Genomic DNA, 19,664 nt, shown 5'->3' with positions numbered 1-19,664 from the left:
ATTAGTGTCCTGTTCCAAGGTAAGCGCTGATCACTTCTTCGTTGTTGCGAACTTCTTCAGGGGTGCCGTCACCAATCTTCTTGCCGTAATCGAGCACCACCACACGGTCAGAAATGTCCATCACCACGCCCATGTCGTGCTCGATCAGCACAATGGTGGTACCAAACTCCTCGTTCACGTCCAGCACGAAGCGGCTCATGTCCTGCTTTTCTTCCACGTTCATGCCGGCCATGGGTTCGTCGAGCAACAGCAGTTGTGGTTCCATGGCCAGTGCGCGGCCCAGGTCGACGCGCTTTTGCAGGCCGTAGGGCAACTGGCCCACCGGCGTTTTGCGAAACGCCTGGATCTCCAGGAAGTCGATGATGTGCTCGACAAACTCGCGGTGCATTTCTTCCTCGCGCTGGGCCGGGCCAATGCGCAGCGCCTGCAAAAACAGGTTGCTTTTGATCTTGAGGTTGCGCCCGGTCATGATGTTGTCGATCACGCTCATGCCCTTGAACAGCGCCAGGCTCTGAAAGGTGCGGCCAATGCCCATGCTGGCCACCTGGTAGCTGTCCATGTGGCTGAAGGTCTGGCCCTTGAAGGTGATCGCGCCGTCTTGCGGCCGATACACGCCGTTGATGCAGTTCAGCATCGAGCTCTTGCCGGCACCGTTGGGGCCAATGATGGCGCGCACCTCATGCTCACGCACGTCGAACGAAATGTCGGTCAGCGCCTTGACGCCGCCAAAACTCAAGGAGATGTTTTTGACGTCGAGAATGACATCGCCAATTAGTTTGCTCATGCTGCCGCCTTGACGGGGGTGAAGGTTTTGGCATCGTCAATCGCCAAGGTGGCGCTGACGCTGCCGGTACGGCCGTCTTCGAACTTGACCTGGGTTTCGATGAACTGCGAAGTTTTGCCGCCATACAGGGCGTCAATCAGCACGTCGTATTTCTCGGCGATGAAGCCGCGGCGCACCTTGTTGGTTCGCGTCAGTTCGCCATCATCGGCATCGAGTTCCTTGTGCAGCACCAGGAAGCGGCTCACCTGGCTGCCCGCCAGCAGGGTGTCCACGCTCAGGTCGGCATTCACCTTTTCGACGCATTCCTTGATGAGCTGGTAGACCTCGGGCTTTTGCGCCAGGTCGGTGTAACCGGCATAGGGCAGGTTGCGCCGCTCGGCCCAGTTGCCCACCGCGTCAAAGTCGATGTTGATCATCACGCACACTTTTTCACGACCGTCGCCATAAGCCACGACTTCCTTGATATGCTGGAAAAACTTGAGTTTGTTTTCGACGTACTTGGGGGCGAACATGGCACCGTCGTTGGCGCCGCCCTTGATGCGGCCCACGTCTTTCACGCGGTCGATGATCTTGAGGTGGCCATGGGCATCCAAAAAACCGGCGTCGCTGGTGTGGTACCAGCCGTCGGCCGTCAGCACCTCGGCCGTGGCCTCGGGATTTTTGAAGTAGCCTTTGAGCAGGCCTGGCGACTTGACCAGAATCTCGCCGTTGTCGGCCACCTTGATCTCGACGCCCTTGCACGGCACGCCCACAGTGTCGGCGCGCGCTTCATGGTCGGGCTGCAGGCAGACGAACACAGCGGTTTCGGTGGACCCATAGAGCTGCTTCAGGTTGACACCAATCGAGCGGTAAAAGCTGAACAGGTCCGGCCCGATGGCTTCACCGGCGGTGTAGGCCACACGCACCCGGCTGAAACCCAGGCTGTTGCGCAAGGGGCCATACACCATGAAATTGCCCAAGGCGTACAACACCCTATCAATCAAGCCGATCGTTTTTCCGTCCATCAGCGTCGGCCCGACGCGCTTGGCCACACTCATGAAGTACTGGAACATCTTGCGCTTAATGAAGCCAGCGTCTTCCATGCGGATCATCACGCTGGTCAGCAGGCCCTCGAACACCCGTGGCGGTGCAAAGTAGTAGGTGGGGCCAATTTCCTTCAGATCGATGGTGACCGTGGCCGCCGACTCGGGGCAGTTCACCACATAACCGCAACTGAGCCACTGGGCATAGCTGAAGATGTTTTGCCCGATCCAGGCCGGCGGCAGGTAAGCCAGCACGTCTTCGGTGTGGGTCAGCTTGTCGAACTCGGCGCCGGCGCGCGCGCGATTGAGCAGCGAGTCGTGCGTGTGCACCACGCCTTTGGGGTTGCCCGTGGTGCCGGAAGTGAAAAACATGGCACCCACATCGTCAGGCTTGACCCGGTCAACGGCGGACTTGAAAAAATCGGCGTTTTGCGCGGCAAAGTTCTTGCCCTCGGTGATCAGATCGTCGAGCGACTGCAGACCGGGTTCGTCGTAGTTGCGCAGGCCGCGCGGGTCGTCAAAGTAGATGTGGCCGAGCTGTGGGCACTGATCACGAATTTCCAGCAACTTGTCGACCTGCTCCTGGTCTTCGGCAAAGGCAAAGCACACCTCGGCATTGTTGAGCGGGAAAACACATTCCAGCGCCGCGGCATCCTGGTACAGCGCAATCGGCACCGCACCCAGCGACTGCACCGCCAGCATGGTGGCGTACAAGCGGGGCCGGTTGGCACCGATCACCACCATGTGATCATGTTGACGCAAACCGGCCTGGTGCAAGCCGCAAGCCAGATGCTCCACCAGCGAGGCCATGTCGCCCCAGCTGATGGCCTGCCAGATGCCGTATTCTTTTTCACGCATGGCCGCGTCCCGGGGGCGCTGGGCAGCGTGGTCTAACAGTAATTTGGGAAACGTCGTTTGCATCACAACACCTTGTCTCTGAATCATCACAGCCGGGGTCACATGTCCCTGCAGCTGACATGGCCGAATAATAGAACTCGATTTGACGTTATGTTGTCGTTTGGACGACAATTCAGGGCGTTCCAGATAGGTGTTTTCCCTGCACCCCCTGGCCCTTGATTGACCCACGGAGTGCGCCCACATGAAGCCTGACGTCACCCTGTTTCAACGTCGCCGCCCCTTGACCGCGGCTGAGCTTGACGTGATTCCGTGGCTTAGATTGCTCTCTGCGTCAGAGCGGGAGCGCGCGGTGGAAGACCTCAAAATCACCGATGCCGAGGCGGGTGATTTTGTCTGCCGCACGGGTCGCCCGGTGACTTATTGGTTTGGCGTGGTCGATGGTTTGCTGAAAATGAGCACCGACAACATCGACGGCCAGACCATGACCTTCACCGGCATCCCGCCCGGCGGCTGGTTCGGCGAAGGCACGGCCCTGAAGCGCGAGAGTTACCGCTACAACATCCAGGCGCTGCGAAGGAGCCTGGTGGCGGGCCTGCATGTGGACACCTTTCACTGGCTGCTGGACCACTCGATTGGCTTCAACCGCTTCGTCATGAACCAGCTCAACGAGCGCCTGGGCCAGTTCATTGCCGCGCGCGAGATCGACCGCATGACCAACCCCAACATCCGGGTGGCGCGCAGCCTGGCGGCCTTGTTCAACCCGGTGCTCTACCCCGGCCTGGGCGCCGTGCTGCGCATCACCCAGCAGGAGCTGGCTTACCTGGTGGGCCTGTCGCGCCAGCGCGTCAACGAGGCGCTCAACACGCTGGCGGCACAGGAGGCGATCCGGGTCGAATATGGTGGCCTGCGCGTGACTGACCTGCAGGCGTTGCGCAGCCGTGTCTTCTGAGCCGTCGAGGACGCTAAAGAGACGCAAACAGCCCAACTAAAATGAGCACAACTAGCTACCAATTGAATAGCACATGAGCAATACACCAGATATCCCCAAAGCCCCAGCCTTTCGCCGCGCCGCGCCACCCCCTGCCAAAGCGCCCATTCCCGCCGGGCAAAGCAACACCGCGGCCCATGGCGCGGGCGGCACGCTGCGCCTGAACAAGCGCATGGCCGAGCTTGGCCTGGCGTCGCGCCGCGAGGCCGACGAATGGATTGGCAAGGGCTGGGTCAAGGTCAATGGCCGGGTGGCAGAAATGGGCATGCAGGTGACGCCCGATGTGCGCATCGAGATCGACAAACAAGCCACTGGAGCGCAGGCCAAACAGGTCACGGTGCTGATCAACAAGCCGCTCGGCCTGGTCAGCGGGCAGGCCGAGGACGGCCATGAGCCCGCCATCACTTTGGTGCAGCCGCAAAACCGCTGGGCCGAAGACAATTCGCGCTTTTTCTTTCACCCCAGCCAACTCAAAAGCCTGGTGCCCGCGGGACGGCTCGACATCGATTCCACCGGCCTGCTGGTGCTGACGCAGGACGGCCGGGTGGCGCGCCAGCTGATTGGTGAAGACGCAGTGATGGAAAAAGAGTACCTGGTGCGCGTGATGTACACCGGGGTGCTCAATACCGCGGCGGCCAACTCGGCGGCCGCCACTTACGCCGCAGCGCCCCGGCCGGCGCAACCTGGTCAGATCACCCAGCTCAGCCGCATCGACGACGATGACCCGGTGAGCCAGGACGTGCAGTCGATTTTCCCCGCTGACAAGCTGGCGCTGTTGCGCCACGGCCTGAGCCTGGATGGCCAGCCTTTACAACGCGCCAAGGTCGAATGGCAAAACCCCGAACAACTGCGCTTTGTCCTGACCGAGGGCAAAAAGCGCCAGATCCGCCGCATGTGCGAACAGGTGGGCCTGAAGGTGGTGGGCCTGAAACGCGTGCGCATCGGCAAGGTGATGCTGGGCAATCTGCCGGTCGGCCAATGGCGCTACCTGGCGCCGCATGAGCACTTCTGACAAGCCCGGCCCGCATTGGCGCGCCTCCGACCTGCGCGCCGTCACACTGCTGGCCACGGATGCCACCGCGGCGGTGACGCGCATGGCCGAAGGCGTGCACCAGTCGGTCTGGCGCACCTTGGGCGCCCCCAGCGGCGCCACCCCAGAGCAGGCACGCGGCCTGACCGGGCTGATTTACCAAAGCATCAACGGGCTCACACAGCGCGTTGGGCGAGGTCTGAGCGCAGCCCTGACACGGTTGGAGCCGGTGCTGCAGCGTCTTGAGGTCCAAGGCGAGGAGTCGCTGGAACGCGCAGCCATGCTGGCGGCCCTCAACGGTGTCATGGGCGACCGGCTGCAAGTCGCAGGCAATCCGCTGGCAACACCGATGACGCTGCGTTTTCAAAACACACACGTCACCGGCAAGCTGCTGATCGTCATCCACGGCCTGTGCATGAACGAGCGGCAATGGGCCAGCCAGCAGGCCGGTTTAACCGTCAACCACGCAGAAACACTCGCCACCACGCTGGGCTACACCCCGGTCTATGTGCGCTACAACTCCGGCCTGCATGTGTCAGAAAACGGCCACTTGCTGGCGCAGCAGCTGGAAGACCTGGGGCGCCACTGGCCGGTGCCCGTGACCGAACTCAGCGTGCTGGCGCACAGCATGGGCGGACTGGTCACGCGCAGCGCGCTGTTTTCCGCCCGCCAGTCGGGCATGCGGTGGCCTGACGCGCTAAAAAACATCGTCTTTCTGGGGACGCCGCACCACGGCTCACCGCTGGAGCGCGCCGGCCACTGGATCGATGTGATTTTGGGCAGCACCCCCTACAGTCGCCCGCTGGCCAAGCTCGGGCAATTGCGCAGCGCGGGCATCACCGACCTGCGTTATGGCCATGTGCTGGACGCCGACTGGCAGGGCCATGACCGATTTCAAAGCAAACCCGACAGCCGCGTCCCACTGCCCTTGCCGGCAGGTGTGGCCTGTTTTGCCGTGGCCGCCACCACCGCCGCCAAACGCAGCGCGCTGGCGGACCGGTTGTTGGGTGACGGCCTGGTGCCGCTGCACAGCGCGCTGGGCCAACATGATGATCCCAAGCGCTGCCTGCACTTTGCCGCCGAAAACCAATGCATTGTCTACCGCACCAGCCACCTGGCCCTGCTCAACAGTCCGGCAGTGGCGCAGCAACTGATAACCTGGTTATCGCCATGACGATTCTGTTCGTGGCCCCCCTTGAAACCGCCGCCATCGCCCCTACCTAGCAACTTCTCAGAAGGGCCTGATGCTGTCAGGCAGTGACCCATTTTTTTGAAACCAAGCACCTCCCATGACCAAACAAACCCTTTCCTTCCAGGCCGAAGTCGCGCAACTGCTGCACCTCGTGACTCACTCGCTGTACTCCAACAAGGAAATTTTCCTGCGCGAGCTCATCAGCAACGCGTCAGACGCCTGCGACAAGCTGCGCTTTGAGGCCATCAACGACGGCGGTCTGTACGAAAACGACACCGAACTCAAGGTCAAGGTCAGCTTTGACAAGGACGCCAAGACGCTCACCATCACCGACAACGGCATCGGCATGAGCACGCAGGAAGCCATCGACCACCTCGGCACCATTGCCAAGAGCGGCACCAAGGACTTTGTGAGCAAGCTCAGTGGTGACCAGAAGGCCGACTCGCAATTGATTGGTCAGTTCGGCGTGGGCTTTTACTCGGGCTTTATCGTGGCCGACAAGATCACCGTCGAATCCCGCCGCGCCGGCATGAAAGCTGATGAAGGCGTGCGCTGGATCAGCGGTGGCGCCGGCGACTTCGAGGTGGAAAACATCACCCGTGCCGAGCGCGGCACCAGCGTGATTTTGCACCTGCGCGACGATTCGATGGATTACGCGAGCGCCTGGAAAGTCAAGGGCATCATCAACAAGTACTCGGACCACATCAGCCTGCCCATCCTGATGGAAAAGGAAGAGTGGAAAGACGGCGAACTCATCAACCCGAGCGACGAGAACGGTGGCCGCCAGCCGGGCGCCATGGTCAAGACCGGCGAATGGGAAACCGTCAACAAAGCCAACGCCATCTGGGCACGCGCCAAGAAAGACATCACCCAGGAGCAATACGACGAGTTCTACAAGCAAATCAGCCACGACTTCGAGGCGCCCCTGGCGCACACCCACAACCGTGTCGAAGGCAGCACCGAGTACACCCAACTGCTGTACATTCCCGGCAAAGCGCCGATGGACCTGTACAACCGCGAAAAATCGGCGGGCGTCAAGCTGTATGTCAAACGCGTCTTCATCATGGACGACGCCGAGGCGCTGTTGCCGACCTACCTGCGTTTTGTCAAGGGCGTGGTCGACTCCAGCGACCTGCCACTCAACGTGAGCCGCGAACTGCTGCAGGAAAGCCGCGACGTGAAAGCCATCCGCGAAGGCTGCACCAAGCGCGTGCTGGGCATGCTCGAAGACCTGGCCAAGAACGACAAGCTGCCGGAGGCCACCACCACGGCAGAAGGCGTGACCGATGTGGTCAGCGAGGAAGGCAAGGCTGAGGCTGCCGCCAATGCGGGCAAATACACCAAGTTCTACAACGAATTCGGCGCCGTGCTCAAGGAAGGCCTGGGCGAGGACTACGCCAACAAGGACCGCATCGCCAAGCTGCTGCGTTTTTCCAGCAGCATTTCGGACGCTGCAAGCGTCTCATTTGCCGACTACAAGGCGCGCATGAAAGAGGGCCAGGAAGCCATCTACTACATCACCGCCGACAACGCGGCCGCTGCCAAAAACAGCCCGCAGCTGGAAGTGTTCAAAAAGAAGGGCATCGAAGTGCTCCTGATGACCGACCGCGTTGACGAATGGGCGCTGAACTACCTGCAGGACTTCGACGGAACCCCGCTGCAAAGCGTGGCCAAGGGCGCCGTCGACCTGGGCAAGCTGCAGGACGAAACCGAGAAAAAAGCCGCCGAAGAGGCCGCCGAGACCTTCAAGCCGATGCTGGCCAAACTCAAGGAAGCGCTGAAGGACAAGGCCGAAGACGTGCGCGTGACCACGCGTCTGGTCGACTCACCGGCCTGCCTGGTGGTGCAGGACCACGGCATGAGCACGCAGCTGGCGCGCATGCTCAAGCAGGCCGGCCAGGCCGCCCCTGACGTGAAACCGGTGCTCGAAGTCAATGCCGAACATCCGCTGGTGAAAAAGCTCGACGGCTCGGTGCACTTCAATGACCTGGCTCACATCTTGTTCGACCAGGCCCTGCTGGCCGAAGGCGGCCTGCCCGCTGATCCGGCGGCTTATGTCAAGCGGGTGAACGCGCTGCTGGTGTAAGGCAGCCCGGCTGTCTGCCCCAGACACCTAAGCCATCAAAACCCCCTCGGTCCTGGCGACTGACGGGGGTTTTTTGCTGCCAGGGTGTGTTACCAAGCATAGCGGTGACCAATTTGCGCGCTCCACAGCAGGCACTCGAATTCGTTCAAACCGTGCCACCCAAGCGCCCAGCGTATTACCTGTGGGCGGTGATGCGCCGATGGATGACGGGGTGCAAAACGAGCCGGACTGGGATCTGGCGGCGCAGCCGGCAATTGGCTGCGCGTGTTCAGAATTTAGGACACCGCAGTAATTTCACGCCCAAAACCCGTACCATGCTTCGCCTCATGCGGTTGAATTTCCTATCCGCTTGATAGGATGCCAGCATCAACCCTCTGAACCCAGCACCCATGAAGATCAAACCCCACCTCGCCGGCATCCTGTTGATGCTTGGCGGCATGTTTCTGTTCACGCTCAACGACGCCATCGGCAAGTGGCTGGTCGCGGACTATCCCGTCGGCCAGATCCTGGCTGTCCGCAGTGCCGCCGCCTTGCTCATCCTGCTGCCCTACCTCTGGCGCCAGGGTCTGCTGGCTGGCCTGTTCCGCATCGAACAGCCCGGGCTGCAAGCCCTGCGCGTGACGCTGGTGGTGGCCGAGGTTGCCTTGTTCTATCTGGCGGTGCGCCACCTGCCGCTGGCCGATGTCTTCATGTTCTACCTGGCCTCGCCGATTTTCGTCACCCTGCTGTCGGTGGTTTTTCTCGGTGAACGGGTCGGGCTGGCGCGCTGGGTGGCGGTGGCCGTCGGCTTTGCCGGGGTGGTGCTGATCTTTCCGCCCAGCGCCGCCGCCCTCACGCTGCCAGCCCTGATGGCGCTGGCCGGCAGCTTCTCGCTGGCCCTGATGATGATCCTGGCGCGTCGCCTGCGCGCCAGCAACGGCTTTCACCTGATCACGCTGCAGACCTCGGGCGTGGCCCTGGCCGGCGCAGTCACGCTGCCGCTGAGCTGGGTCTCGCCCAGCCCGCTTGCGTTCGGCCTGATCTGCCTGCTGGGCGTCGTCGCCACCACGGCGCACTTCATGCTCAACCACGCCGTCAAACTGGCACCGGCCAATGTGGTGGCGCCGTTCCAGTACACCGCCATCGTCTGGGCCATGGCCCTGGGCTACCTGGTCTGGGGCGATGTGCCAACGCCCGCCGCTCTGGGCGGCGCCGCGCTCATCGTCAGCGCGGGGCTGGCGATTTTCTTCCACGAAAACCGGGCGCAGAGGCAGGCCGAGCTGAGCGAAAAAGTCGTGAGCGAGGTGTAAGGTTTCATCCCTCTGGAAGAGGGTTAAGGCGAGGGCTATTGGCGCTACCTCATGCAGCGCGACCGGGCAGTGCTAAATATGTTGCTGCCAATTTTTTCCGTGTCATTGCGCAAAACCTGCAACCAAGCAACCCTGGTGCAGCCCAGCGGACAAGGCGACCTTGCACCTTGGTGCAGTGGCTTCCATCCACCGCATCGGCATCAGCTTGAACGAACATATGCTTTTTAGCGTGAAAGATCATCGTTATTGCGAACGCAGTGAAGCAATCCATGGCCCCAGATTGCCTGTTTTGCCGCGTCGCTGCGCGACTTTCCATGAACAGCTTGTCATTGCGGGCTACGACCCGCAATCCATGAACCCCGGACTTCCTGGATGCCGGGTCGAGCCCGGCATGACAACGCATGTTCAAGGTCCGTGTGCGGTAGCGGGCCGGATACGGGCGGCTCGCAATGACGTTTTTCTTTCATCACCCAGACATACGTTTTGGTGAGCAAAAGAATAATGTATTTTCTAAACAGCGAGTTTAGAATTGACACTAATGTTAGCCCGCCATCTCCAAAAACACCTTGAGACCTTGTTGACGCATTTCCCGTGCGTGGTGCTCACGGGCGTGCGCCAATGTGGCAAGACGACCCTGCTACGCACACTGGGCGACGACTGGCAACGCTTTGACATGGAGAACTCGGCCGACCGCCAGCAGGTGCTGGCCGACCCGGACCTGTTCCTGCGCCTGCACCCGCAAAAACTGATCGTGGATGAAGCGCAATTGGCACCGTCCTTGTTTGCCGCGCTGCGAGTGGCCATTGACAGCAATCGCTCGCAAAAAGGCCGTTTTTTGCTCTCGGGCTCCAGTTCACCCCAACTGGTGAGTCAGATTTCCGAAAGTCTGGCCGGTCGCGTGGCCCGGGCGGAAATGGCGCCCCTGTCTTTATCGGAAGCCTGGCAACAGGCGCCATCCAGGCTCTACGGCTTGCTCACCCAAGGCGCCCCGTTGGCAGACGTGATGGCCGCCGCCGCACCCAACTTGAGCGCACAACAGGTCAGTGACTACTGGTTTGCCGGTGGCTACCCCGAGCCATGGTTAAGCACCAGTGACGAATTCCGCGCACTGTGGCAGCGCAATTACCTTGATTCGTATTTGCTGCGCGACATTGCCGCCTTGTTCCCCGGGCTCAATCGGGATCGCTTTCGCCAATTCATCACCGTGCTGAGCCAACATTCCGGCAACATTCTCAACAACGCCGACATCGCCCGAACCCTGGGCGTGAGCGAACCCACGGTGCGCGACTGGCTGGCCATTGCCAACGACACCTTTCTGTGGCGGCACATACCCGCCTGGGATCAATCCACCGCCAAGCAGTTGGTCAAACATCCCAAGGGCTATTTGCGCGACAGCGGCTTGCTGCATCGATTGCTGCGCATTCCTGATGCGCAAATGTTGCGCACGCATCCGGTGGCGGGCAAATCGTGGGAGGGCATGGTGGTGGAAACGCTGCTCAGAGGATTCGAAAATGCGGGGCTTGAAGTGCAGCCTTATCACTACCGCACCCGTGGTGGCGCAGAAATTGACCTGATTCTGCAGGGTCGGTTTGGCCCCAGTGACCTGCTGCCCGTTGAAATCAAACTCAATCAGCATGGCGACAAACGCGCGCTGCGGTCGCTATCTGAATTTATCAACACTCACAATTGCCCCTTGGGCCTGGTCATCAACAACGACGACCGCCCGCGCTGGCTGGATGAACGCATTTTGTCCATGCCGGCGGCCAGTTTGTAAACCCTGTCATTCCCATTTTTTTACACAAGTACCTCAACCCGCAAGCGCCAACCCCATGAAAAACTTTCTTCCCCTCGCCCTTCTGACCGCCACCCTGTCTTTTGCCACTGCCAGCCACGCCACTGACGCCACGCTGGCGGCCGCCGCCAAGGAAGCCGGTGCCGTGGTCACCGCCAGCGGTCTGGTCTACAAGTCGGTCAAGGACGGCAGCGGCGCCAGCCCCAAGGCCAGTGACACCGTCAAGGTCAATTACCGAGGCACCTTCCCGGACGGCAAGGAATTCGACAGCTCGTACAAGCGCAACAAGGCGATTGAATTCCCCTTAAGCAACGTCATTCCGTGCTGGACCGAAGGAGTGCAGCGCATGAAGGTCGGCGGCAAGGCCAAGCTGACCTGTCCCGCGTCCATCGCCTATGGCTCACGCGGTGCCGGTGGGGTGATTCCGCCCAACGCGACGCTGCTGTTTGAAGTCGAGCTGCTGGCGATCAACGGCAAGTAGCCCGGGTGACAATCCGGGCTACCTGAAAATCTTGCCCGGGTTCATCACGTTGTCGGGGTCCAGCGCCTGCTTGATGGCGCGCATCATGGCAATGGCCCCGACACCCGCTTCCTGCACCAGGAAGTCCATTTTGTGCAGGCCCACGCCGTGCTCGCCGGTGCAGGTGCCGCCCAGGTTCAGTGCGCGCTGTACCAGCTGACTATTGAGCTGTTCGGCGGTGGCGCGCTCGGTGGCTGAATCGGGGTCGATCAGGTAGCCCATGTGGAAATTGCCGTCGCCCACATGGCCGACCAGAAAGTACGGGATGCCGCTGGCTTGCGCCTCAAGCACCGAGTCCAGCAGCGCGTCGGCCAGTTTCGAAATCGGCACACAGGTGTCGCTGGTGATGACCTTGCAGCCCGGGCGCGACTGGATGCCGGCGTAGTAGGCGTTGTGCCGCGCCGTCCAGAGCTTGGTGCGCGCCTCGGGCGTGCTGGCCCACTCAAAGGTCTGGCCGCCAAAGTCGCTGGCAATGGTCTGCACGGTGTCGACCTGCTCCTGCACGCTGGCGGGCGAGCCATGAAATTCCATCAGCAGCATGGCACCCTCGCGCAGGCTCAGATTCGAGTGCTTGTTGACGATACGAATGGTGTTGGCGTCAAGCAGCTCGCAGCGCGCAATTGGTACACCCATCTGGATGATGTGAATGGTGGTGTTGACGGCATCGGCCAGGCTGTTGAACGAGCAGGTGGCGGCCATCACCGCCTCGGGCAGCGGAAAGAGTTTGACCGTGACTTCGGTGATCACGCCCAGCGTGCCCTCGCTGCCCACCATGAGGCGCGTGAGGTCGTAGCCCGCGCTGGACTTCTTGGCACGCGTGCCGGTGCGCATCACTTCGCCACGGGCCGTGACCACTTCCAGCGCCAGCACGTTTTCGCGCATGGTGGCGTAACGCACGGCGTTGGTGCCGCTGGCGCGCGTAGCCGCCATGCCGCCCAGCGTGGCATCGGCCCCCGGGTCCACTGGAAAAAACAGGCCGGTCGACTTGACCGCCTCGTTGAGCTGCTTGCGCGTCACGCCAGCCTGCACTGTCACCGTCAGGTCCTCGGCGTTGATGGCCAGCACCTGGTTCATGCGACCCACATCAATGCTGATACCACCCTGCACCGCCAGCAAATGGCCTTCCAGCGACGAGCCGACGCCAAAAGGAATCACCGGCACCTTGAACTGCGCAGCCAGCTTGACGGCATCCGCCACATCCTGCGTGCATTCGGCAAACACCACGGCTGCGGGCGGTGGCACGCTGAAGGACGACTCGTCCCGGCCATGTTGCTCGCGCACCACCAGCGCCGCGGAGTACTGCGCGCCAAAGCGCTCTGAAAGAGCTTGCAACAAGGCGGCGGGTACCGGGCGGCTGTCAATTTCCGGGTGTAACGAAGGGGCGGGTGCGTTCAAGATGGGTCTCCGTGATAATCAATCATTATCCTCAAATGCGCCCTCACCAGTGCGTTACACAAAGCGTCTTTCCACTTTTTTGAGAGCTGAACCATGGGCAACCGACTGACACAAATCGCCACCCGCACCGGGGACAACGGCACCACCGGCCTGGGTGACAACACCCGCGTTTCCAAAAACAGCTTGCGCGTGCACGCCATGGGCGACGTTGACGAGCTCAACTCCAACATCGGCGTGCTGCTGTGCGAGGCCATGCCCGACGACGTGCGCGCCCTGTTGGTCGAAGTCCAGCACGAGTTGTTCAACCTGGGCGGCGAACTGTCGATCCCGGGCTTTGAGTTGCTCAAGGCCGACGCGGTACTGGTCTTGGACAACGCGCTGGCGCAGCACAACGAGGCCTTGCCGCGCCTGCAGGAATTCATCCTGCCCGCCGGCACCCGCGCCGCCGCCCTGGCCCATGTCTGCCGCACCGTGGCCCGCCGCGCCGAGCGCGCCGTGGTGGCGCTCGATGGCCAGGAGGCGCTGAAAGACACGCCCCGGCATTACCTCAACCGCTTGTCGGATCTGATGTTTGTGCTGGCCCGCGTGCTCAACCGCTACCGCACCGACGGCAGCGTGGGGGATGACGTGTACTGGAAGAGCGAGCGGATTTTGCAGGGCAGCTAAAGCTTCTCGGTCTCCCCGGACTTGGGTTGCCACTTCATCAGGCGTTTTTCCACCTTGCCCACCAGGCTGTCAAGCACCAGCGCAAAGGCGGTCAGCACCACGATGCCGGCCATCACGGTGTTGATGTCAAAGCTGCCCTCGGCCTGCAAAATCAAATACCCCACGCCCTGGCTGGAGCCCAGGTACTCGCCCACCACGGCACCCACAAACGCCAGTCCAACGCTGGTGTGCAAGGAGCTGAAAACCCAGCTGGTGGCGCTGGGCAGATAAACGTGGCGCAGCAGCTGGCGCGCATCCGCACCCAGCATGCGGGCATTGGCCAGCACCACCGGGCTCACTTCTTTCACGCCTTGGTAAACATTGAAAAACACGATGAAAAACACCAGCGTCACACCCAGTGCCACCTTGGAGCCCATGCCCAGCCCGAACCAGACCGAAAAAATGGGCGCCAGAATGATGCGCGGCATGGCGTTCATGGCCTTGATGTAGGGCTCCAGAATGGCGGACGCCATGGGCGCCAGCGCCAGCCACAGCCCACCACCCAGGCCCAGCCCGGCGCCCACGGCAAAGGCCATCATGGTCTCGGCCAGCGTCACGCCCAGGTGCTGGTAGATGTCGGCATCCGTGACAAACCAGGCCCAGATGCGTTCGGCCACCTTGAGTGGTTCACCAAAGAAAAAAGCGGCCTGACTGTCGTTGTCAAACATCATCGGCGGGATCAGACCCGGTACCGTCATCACATGCCAGAAGGCAAACAGCGCCAGCAGCAGGCCCACTTGCCAGAGCCACAAATTACCGCCGTGCGGCTTGATCAATTTCCACATGGTTTCAGGCCGCTTTCAACTGTTGCTGGTAACCCTTGAGCACCTCTTCGCGCAGCACGTCCCAAATCGCCTTGTGCAGTTGCAAAAAGCGCGGCGAGGTCTTGATCTCGGCCACGTCGCGCGGGCGCTCGATGTCAATGGGGAAGTCGCCTATCAGGCGGCTGCCAGGCCCGGCGCTCATCACCACCACGCGGTCGCTCATGGCAATGGCCTCGTCGAGGTCGTGGGTGATGAACAACACGGCCTTTTTCTTGGCCTGCCAAATCTCAAGCAACTCGTTTTCCATGAGCTGACGGGTCTGGATGTCCAGCGCCGAAAACGGCTCGTCCATCAAAATGATGTCGGGGTCGAGCACCAGAGTCTGCGCCAGGCTCACGCGTTTGCGCATGCCGCCGCTCATCTGGTGCGGGTAGCGGTCACCAAAACCACCCAGACCCACGCGGCGCAGCCAGTCATCGGCCTGGGCGGCGGCCTCGCGCTCGGCAACGCCGTGAAACTGCAAACCGGCCGACACGTTGGCCAGCGCGGTGCGCCAGGGCATCAGGCTGTCGGCCTGGAACATGTAACCGGCGCGTTGGTTGATGCCGGTCAGCGGCTGGCCGAACACCGTGACCGAGCCGGTGCTGGGCACCAGCAGGCCGGCGCCCACATTGAGCAGCGTGCTTTTGCCGCAGCCGGTGGGCCCGACCACGCTGACAAACTCGCCCGCCGCCACCGTCAGGTCCACCTGCTGGACCGCGGTGTAGCGCTGGCCGGGCTGGTCCTTGCTGACAAAGGTGCAGGCCACGTCCTGCAACGCCAAGGCCGCCGTCATGTCAGCCCTTGGGGTATTTGGCGTTGGCCTTTTTGACAAAGTCGTTGGTGTAAACCGCCTTCAGGTCAAGCTTGGCGGCAGCCAATTTGGCGTCCACGCTGGCCAGCGCATTGAAGGCCGTTTGCGCACCTTTGTCGGGAATCGTGCCGTCAGGCGACAGCGCGCCCTTGGCCGCCAGAAAGGCGTCGATGTAGACCGCCCGGTCGCCCAGTAAAAAGCCCTCGGGCACGGTCTTGATGATGTCGGCTGCACCCGCGTTTTGGATCCACTTGAGCGCGCGCACCATGGCATTGGTCAGCGCCTGCGTGGTGGCCGGGTTCTTGTCGATGAAGGCTTGCGGTGCGTACAGGCAACCGGCGGGCATGGGGCCACCAAACACTTTTTCGGACTCGGACACCTTGCGCGTGTCCGACACAATGTTGAGGTCGCCCGAGCGCTGCAGCAACGTGATGACCGGGTCGAGGTTGCTCATGGCATCGATCTGGCCCGAGCGCATGGCAGCCACCGCACCGTTGCCGGTACCAACACCGACGATGCTGACATCGCCAGGTTTCAGGCCCACCTTGGCCAGCGCAAAATTGACCATCACATTGGTCGAGCTGCCCGGTGCCGAGACCCCCACCTTTTTGCCCTTGAGGTCGGCCACCGTCTTGAAGTTGGGCATGGTCTTGGGGTTGACGCCCAGCACAATTTGCGGCGCCGCGCCCTGCAGCACAAAGGCGCGCATGGGCTGGCCCTTGAACTGCATGTTGATGGTGTGCTCGAACGCACCTGAGACCACGTCGGCACTGCCACCCACCACCGCCTGCAGGGCCTTGGAGCCGCCGGCAAAGTCAACAATGGTCACATCCAGCCCCTCGGCCTTGAAGTAGCCCAACTGCTCGGCAATGGTCAGCGGCAGGTAATACAGCAGGTTTTTACCGCCCACGGCCAGCGTGACTTTCGGCTTTTCCAGCGCTTGCGCCAGCGCCCAGTGCGGCAGGGTGGCAGCAACGAGGCCGCCGGCAATCAGGTGTCTTCTTTGCATGAGGTATGTCTCCAGGTGGTTAAAAGCAGGGCCTCTGAATGAGCCCTGTCAGAAGCGAATCATAGCGGCTGGGTCACAGGGAATGGAGCGGTGCGGCTTGGGGCCGCATCTTGAGCCAAACCAGGGCTGCGCCAGTCAGGGCCACCGGGATCAGCGAGCCTGCATTGAGCAGCTGCCAGCCCTGGGTGGTGACCAGCACGCCCGAGGCAAAAGAGCTTAAAGCGGTGACGGCAAACACAAAGAAATTCAGCGCCCCCTGGGCCCGGTCTTTCTCGGCCGGGGTGTAGGTTTGCAGCGACAAGGTGGTGCTGCCGGTGAACAAGAAGTTCCAACCGACGCCCAGCAGGAACAGCGCGATCAGGAACTGGTGCAGGTCCACGCCCGACAGGGCCACGACAATACACGCGGCATTGAGCAGCACACCCACCCCCATGATCGGCAACACGCCAAAGCGCTTGATCAGGTGGCCGGTAAAAAAGCCCGGCGCAAACATGCCGATCACATGCCACTCCAGCACCAGCGCCACATCGGAAAACGGCAGGCTGCACTGCTGCATGGCCAGCGGCGTGGCCGCCATCAGCAGGTTCATCACGCCAAAACCCAGGGCACCGCAGGCCGCCGCGACGATAAACACCGGCTGGCGCATGATCTCGCGCAGCGGCCGGCCCTCGTTATTGGCTTGTTTGGCCGGTGAAGGGGGAAAGGTGATGAAGGCCAGCACGGCCATTGACAGCAGCGCCACGCCGGCCAGCGCCAGGTAAGCCCCCATGAAAGGCACATCGGTCAGGGTGCGCGTTTGCGCAGCCAGATTGGGTCCGGCCACGGCACCGATCAGGCCGCCGGCCATCACCATCGACACCGCTTTTTCCTTGTAACCGACCTTGGCCAGTTCGGCGGCGGCAAAGCGGTACAGGTTGGCATTGGCGTTGTAATAGCCGGCAATCAGCGTGGCCGTGCACAGCAGCCAGAAGTTGCTGCTCCAGGCGGCATAGGCGCACAGCAGCGCGCTCAAGGCCGCCACCACCAAGCCCATTTGAAACGCCGTCTTGCGGCCAAAGCGGTGCTGGCTTTTGGCCACCAGCCCGGTCGAAAACGCGCCGCCCACCACGTAGCCCATCACCGGCAGCGTGGCCATCCAGCCCAGCGGCGCCAGGCTGAAACCGACCAGGCCATTGATGGCGATAAAAGTGACGTTGTTGGTCAGGAAAAGGCCTTGGCAGATGGCCAGTAGCCAGAGGTGTCGGTTCATGGGGGCGAAGACCAGAATATAAGGAGAGACTGATTGTCACCAGTTTTTTATTTTTTTGAATAGCTTGACCTGCATCATTTACTTGGAAGCCAAGCATGGTTACGCTCTGCCGCTTGACTTTGCCTTCGCGCCCAAGGCGCTTTTCAAATCTCCATGAACACAGTTGCTGACCCCATACCCCCAACACGACCCGCCGCGTCCACGCCCATGGAACTGGTCTGCCCCGCCGGCAGCCTGCCCGCGCTCAAGGCCGCCGTGGACAACGGCGCGGACTGCGTCTACCTGGGTTTTCGCGATGCCACCAATGCACGCAATTTTGCCGGCCTGAACTTTGACGAAGCCGCCATTGAGGCCGGCATTCGCTACGCGCATGACCGCCAGCGCAAGGTGTTTGTCGCGCTCAACACCTACCCGCAGGCGGCCAAGGCCGAACTTTGGCAGCGCGCCGTGGACCGGGCCGCCCACAGTGGTGTTGATGCCGTGATATTGGCCGACCCCGGCATGATGGCCTATGCAGCCCGCCACCAGCCGCAACTGCGCCTGCATTTGTCGGTGCAGGGCTCGGCCACCAACTACGAGGCGCTGGACTTCTATTACCAGCACTTTGGCATTGCGCGCGCCGTGCTGCCACGCGTGCTCTCCATCACCCAGGTCGCCCAGGTGATCGAAAAAACCCCGGTCGAAATCGAGGTGTTCGGCTTTGGCAGCCTGTGCGTGATGGTCGAAGGGCGCTGTGCCCTGTCGAGCTACGCCACCGGCGAGGCACCCAACACCAATGGCGTGTGTTCACCACCCAAAGCGGTGCGCTGGGTCGAGACACCGCAGGGCCGCGAGTCGCGCTTGAACGGCGTGCTGATCGACCGCTACGCGCCCGGCGAAAACGCCGGTTACCCGACGCTGTGCAAGGGCCGTTTTGACGTCGGTGACGAAAAAAACTACTACGCCATCGAAGAGCCCACCAGCCTGAACACACTCTCGCTGCTGCCTGACCTGATGAAAATCGGCGTGCGCGCCATCAAGATCGAGGGCCGCCAGCGCAGCCCGGCCTACGTGGCACAGGTCACCAAGGTCTGGCGCGCGGCCATTGACAGCTGTCAGGCCAACCCGCACCACTACAACGCCAAAACCGCCTGGTTCAGCGCGCTCGACAAGGTCGCCGAAGGCCAGCAGCACACACTCGGCGCTTACCATCGCCCGTGGAAGTAACCATGAAACTCTCTCTAGGCCCCATCCAATACTACTGGCCGCGCGACGAGGTGCTGGCTTTTTACGACGCCGTGGCACAGTCGCCGATGGACATTGTTTACCTGGGCGAAGCCGTCTGTTCACGCCGCCACGAGGTGCGCCTGAGCGACTGGCTCGACATTGCGGCGGTGCTACGCGAGGCCGGCAAGGAGGTTGTGCTGTCGACCCAGGTGCTGATCGAATCAGGTGCCGATGTCACGGTGCTGCACAAGATCTGCGCCAACGGAACTTATCTGGTCGAAGCCAACGATATGGGCGCGGTGCATTGCCTGGAGGGCAAGGTGCCTTTTGTCGCCGGGCCGCACCTCAACATTTACAACCTGCCCACGCTGCAATGGATGGCGGCCTTGGGGCTGCAGCGCTGGGTCATGCCACTGGAAATGGGCAGGGACGACCTGAGCTTGCTGCTGGCTGGCAGCCCGGCGGGTCTGCAAACCGAGGTCTTTGCCTACGGCCGCATGCCGCTGGCGTTTTCAGCGCGCTGTTTTACCGCGCGGCACTGCAATCTGCCCAAGGACGACTGCCAGTTCAAGTGCATCGAACACCCCGATGGCCTGCTGATGCGCACCCGCGAGAACGAGGAATTCCTGGTGCTCAACGGTATTCAGACCCAATCCGCGCGCGTGCACAACCTGCTGCCCGAGTTGCCTGCCATGCAGGAAATGGGGGTGGACGTGGTGCGCATCAGCCCACAGTCACAACACACGCAGCGCATCATCGACCTGTTCAAGAGCGTGATGCAGGGCCGTGCCGACCCAGCCACGGCCAACACCGAGCTGCTGGGCCTGATGGTTGAAAAGCCTTGCAACGGTTACTGGTACGGCAAACCCGGGCTGGAGCTGGTCAGCCCCCAGGCGGTGGCGGTTCCGGCTTAAAGGAGTCT

The 19,664-nt window shown here is 61.8% G+C and carries 17 protein-coding genes; 10 read left to right on the top strand and 7 right to left on the bottom strand.

Annotation, left to right across the window (positions count from 1 at the left end; genetic code table 11):
* Position 1 precedes the first annotated feature (1 nt).
* Together Q7U49_RS14765 and Q7U49_RS14760 are read right to left on the bottom strand one after the other, a co-directional pair.
* Positions 2–784: an ABC transporter ATP-binding protein gene (locus tag Q7U49_RS14765; protein ID WP_304765336.1), complete on the bottom strand. Its 783-nt coding sequence runs from the start codon at positions 782–784 to the stop codon at positions 2–4.
* The gene (locus Q7U49_RS14760) at positions 781–2,727 is read right to left on the bottom strand and encodes a long-chain fatty acid--CoA ligase (RefSeq protein ID WP_304765333.1); all 1,947 of its coding nucleotides are present in this window, start codon (positions 2,725–2,727) and stop codon (positions 781–783) included. Before Q7U49_RS14760 ends, Q7U49_RS14765 begins: the two co-directional genes overlap by 4 nt.
* Before the next feature lie 178 nt (positions 2,728–2,905).
* On the opposite strand from Q7U49_RS14760, the gene Q7U49_RS14755 reads away from it, so the two are divergent.
* From Q7U49_RS14755 to Q7U49_RS14720, 7 genes are all read left to right on the top strand, one after another.
* Entirely contained in the window at positions 2,906–3,613 is a 708-nt protein-coding gene (locus Q7U49_RS14755) for a Crp/Fnr family transcriptional regulator (protein ID WP_304765330.1), read from the top strand.
* A 73-nt stretch (positions 3,614–3,686) separates the two neighbouring features.
* The gene (locus tag Q7U49_RS14750; RefSeq protein ID WP_304765327.1) at positions 3,687–4,664 is read left to right on the top strand and encodes a pseudouridine synthase; all 978 of its coding nucleotides are present in this window, start codon (positions 3,687–3,689) and stop codon (positions 4,662–4,664) included.
* On the top strand, positions 4,651–5,856 hold the full coding sequence (locus tag Q7U49_RS14745; RefSeq protein WP_304765324.1) for a triacylglycerol lipase: 1,206 nt from the start codon (positions 4,651–4,653) through the stop codon (positions 5,854–5,856). The genes Q7U49_RS14750 and Q7U49_RS14745 overlap by 14 nt, the downstream gene beginning before the upstream one ends.
* 115 nt (positions 5,857–5,971) lie before the next feature.
* A complete protein-coding gene (htpG, locus tag Q7U49_RS14740; RefSeq protein WP_304765322.1) occupies positions 5,972–7,960 on the top strand; it encodes a molecular chaperone HtpG in 1,989 nt (662 codons plus the stop codon).
* A gap of 389 nt (positions 7,961–8,349) precedes the next feature.
* Positions 8,350–9,249, top strand: a complete 900-nt coding sequence (locus Q7U49_RS14735) for a DMT family transporter (protein ID WP_304765319.1) — start codon at positions 8,350–8,352, stop codon at positions 9,247–9,249.
* A gap of 574 nt (positions 9,250–9,823) precedes the next feature.
* Positions 9,824–11,023, top strand: coding sequence for an ATP-binding protein (locus Q7U49_RS14725; protein ID WP_304765316.1), 1,200 nt, complete (start codon positions 9,824–9,826; stop codon positions 11,021–11,023).
* Positions 11,024–11,078: 55 nt separating this feature from the next.
* Positions 11,079–11,522: an FKBP-type peptidyl-prolyl cis-trans isomerase gene (locus Q7U49_RS14720; protein WP_304765314.1), complete on the top strand. Its 444-nt coding sequence runs from the start codon at positions 11,079–11,081 to the stop codon at positions 11,520–11,522.
* Between the two features lie 18 nt (positions 11,523–11,540).
* On the opposite strand, the gene Q7U49_RS14715 is transcribed toward Q7U49_RS14720, so the two are convergent.
* A complete protein-coding gene (locus Q7U49_RS14715; protein ID WP_304765311.1) occupies positions 11,541–12,956 on the bottom strand; it encodes an FAD-binding oxidoreductase in 1,416 nt (471 codons plus the stop codon).
* A gap of 93 nt (positions 12,957–13,049) precedes the next feature.
* Between Q7U49_RS14715 and Q7U49_RS14710 the strand changes: the two genes are divergently transcribed.
* Positions 13,050–13,622 (top strand): cob(I)yrinic acid a,c-diamide adenosyltransferase, encoded by a 573-nt coding sequence (locus tag Q7U49_RS14710; protein ID WP_304765308.1) that lies wholly within the window; start codon positions 13,050–13,052, stop codon positions 13,620–13,622.
* Here the strand turns inward: Q7U49_RS14710 and Q7U49_RS14705 are convergent.
* The 4 genes from Q7U49_RS14705 to Q7U49_RS14690 all read right to left on the bottom strand — a co-directional run bounded on the left by Q7U49_RS14705 (position 13,619) and on the right by Q7U49_RS14690 (position 17,536).
* Entirely contained in the window at positions 13,619–14,446 is an 828-nt protein-coding gene (locus Q7U49_RS14705) for an ABC transporter permease (protein ID WP_304765305.1), read from the bottom strand. The genes Q7U49_RS14710 and Q7U49_RS14705 overlap by 4 nt on opposite strands.
* Positions 14,447–14,450: 4 nt before the next feature.
* Positions 14,451–15,260 carry an ABC transporter ATP-binding protein gene (locus Q7U49_RS14700; RefSeq protein WP_304765303.1) on the bottom strand — a complete coding sequence of 270 codons (810 nt, stop codon included), beginning with the start codon at positions 15,258–15,260 and terminating at the stop codon, positions 14,451–14,453.
* 1 nt (position 15,261) lies between these two features.
* Positions 15,262–16,287 carry an ABC transporter substrate-binding protein gene (locus tag Q7U49_RS14695; protein WP_304765300.1) on the bottom strand — a complete coding sequence of 342 codons (1,026 nt, stop codon included), beginning with the start codon at positions 16,285–16,287 and terminating at the stop codon, positions 15,262–15,264.
* A gap of 73 nt (positions 16,288–16,360) precedes the next feature.
* Positions 16,361–17,536 (bottom strand): MFS transporter, encoded by a 1,176-nt coding sequence (locus Q7U49_RS14690; RefSeq protein WP_304765297.1) that lies wholly within the window; start codon positions 17,534–17,536, stop codon positions 16,361–16,363.
* 153 nt (positions 17,537–17,689) lie between these two features.
* Between Q7U49_RS14690 and Q7U49_RS14685 the strand changes: the two genes are divergently transcribed.
* Together Q7U49_RS14685 and Q7U49_RS14680 are read left to right on the top strand one after the other, a co-directional pair.
* The gene (locus Q7U49_RS14685; protein ID WP_304765294.1) at positions 17,690–18,742 is read left to right on the top strand and encodes a peptidase U32 family protein; all 1,053 of its coding nucleotides are present in this window, start codon (positions 17,690–17,692) and stop codon (positions 18,740–18,742) included.
* 2 nt (positions 18,743–18,744) lie between these two features.
* Complete coding sequence (locus Q7U49_RS14680; protein WP_304765291.1) at positions 18,745–19,656, top strand: U32 family peptidase; 912 nt, start codon at positions 18,745–18,747, stop codon at positions 19,654–19,656.
* Positions 19,657–19,664: the final 8 nt, after the last annotated feature.

Source organism: Rhodoferax sp., from assembly GCF_030653815.1.
Classification (GTDB): domain Bacteria; phylum Pseudomonadota; class Gammaproteobacteria; order Burkholderiales; family Burkholderiaceae_C; genus Rhodoferax.
The sequence above is the reverse complement of the archived record's forward strand: the minus strand, read 5'-3'. Positions and strand labels throughout refer to the sequence as shown.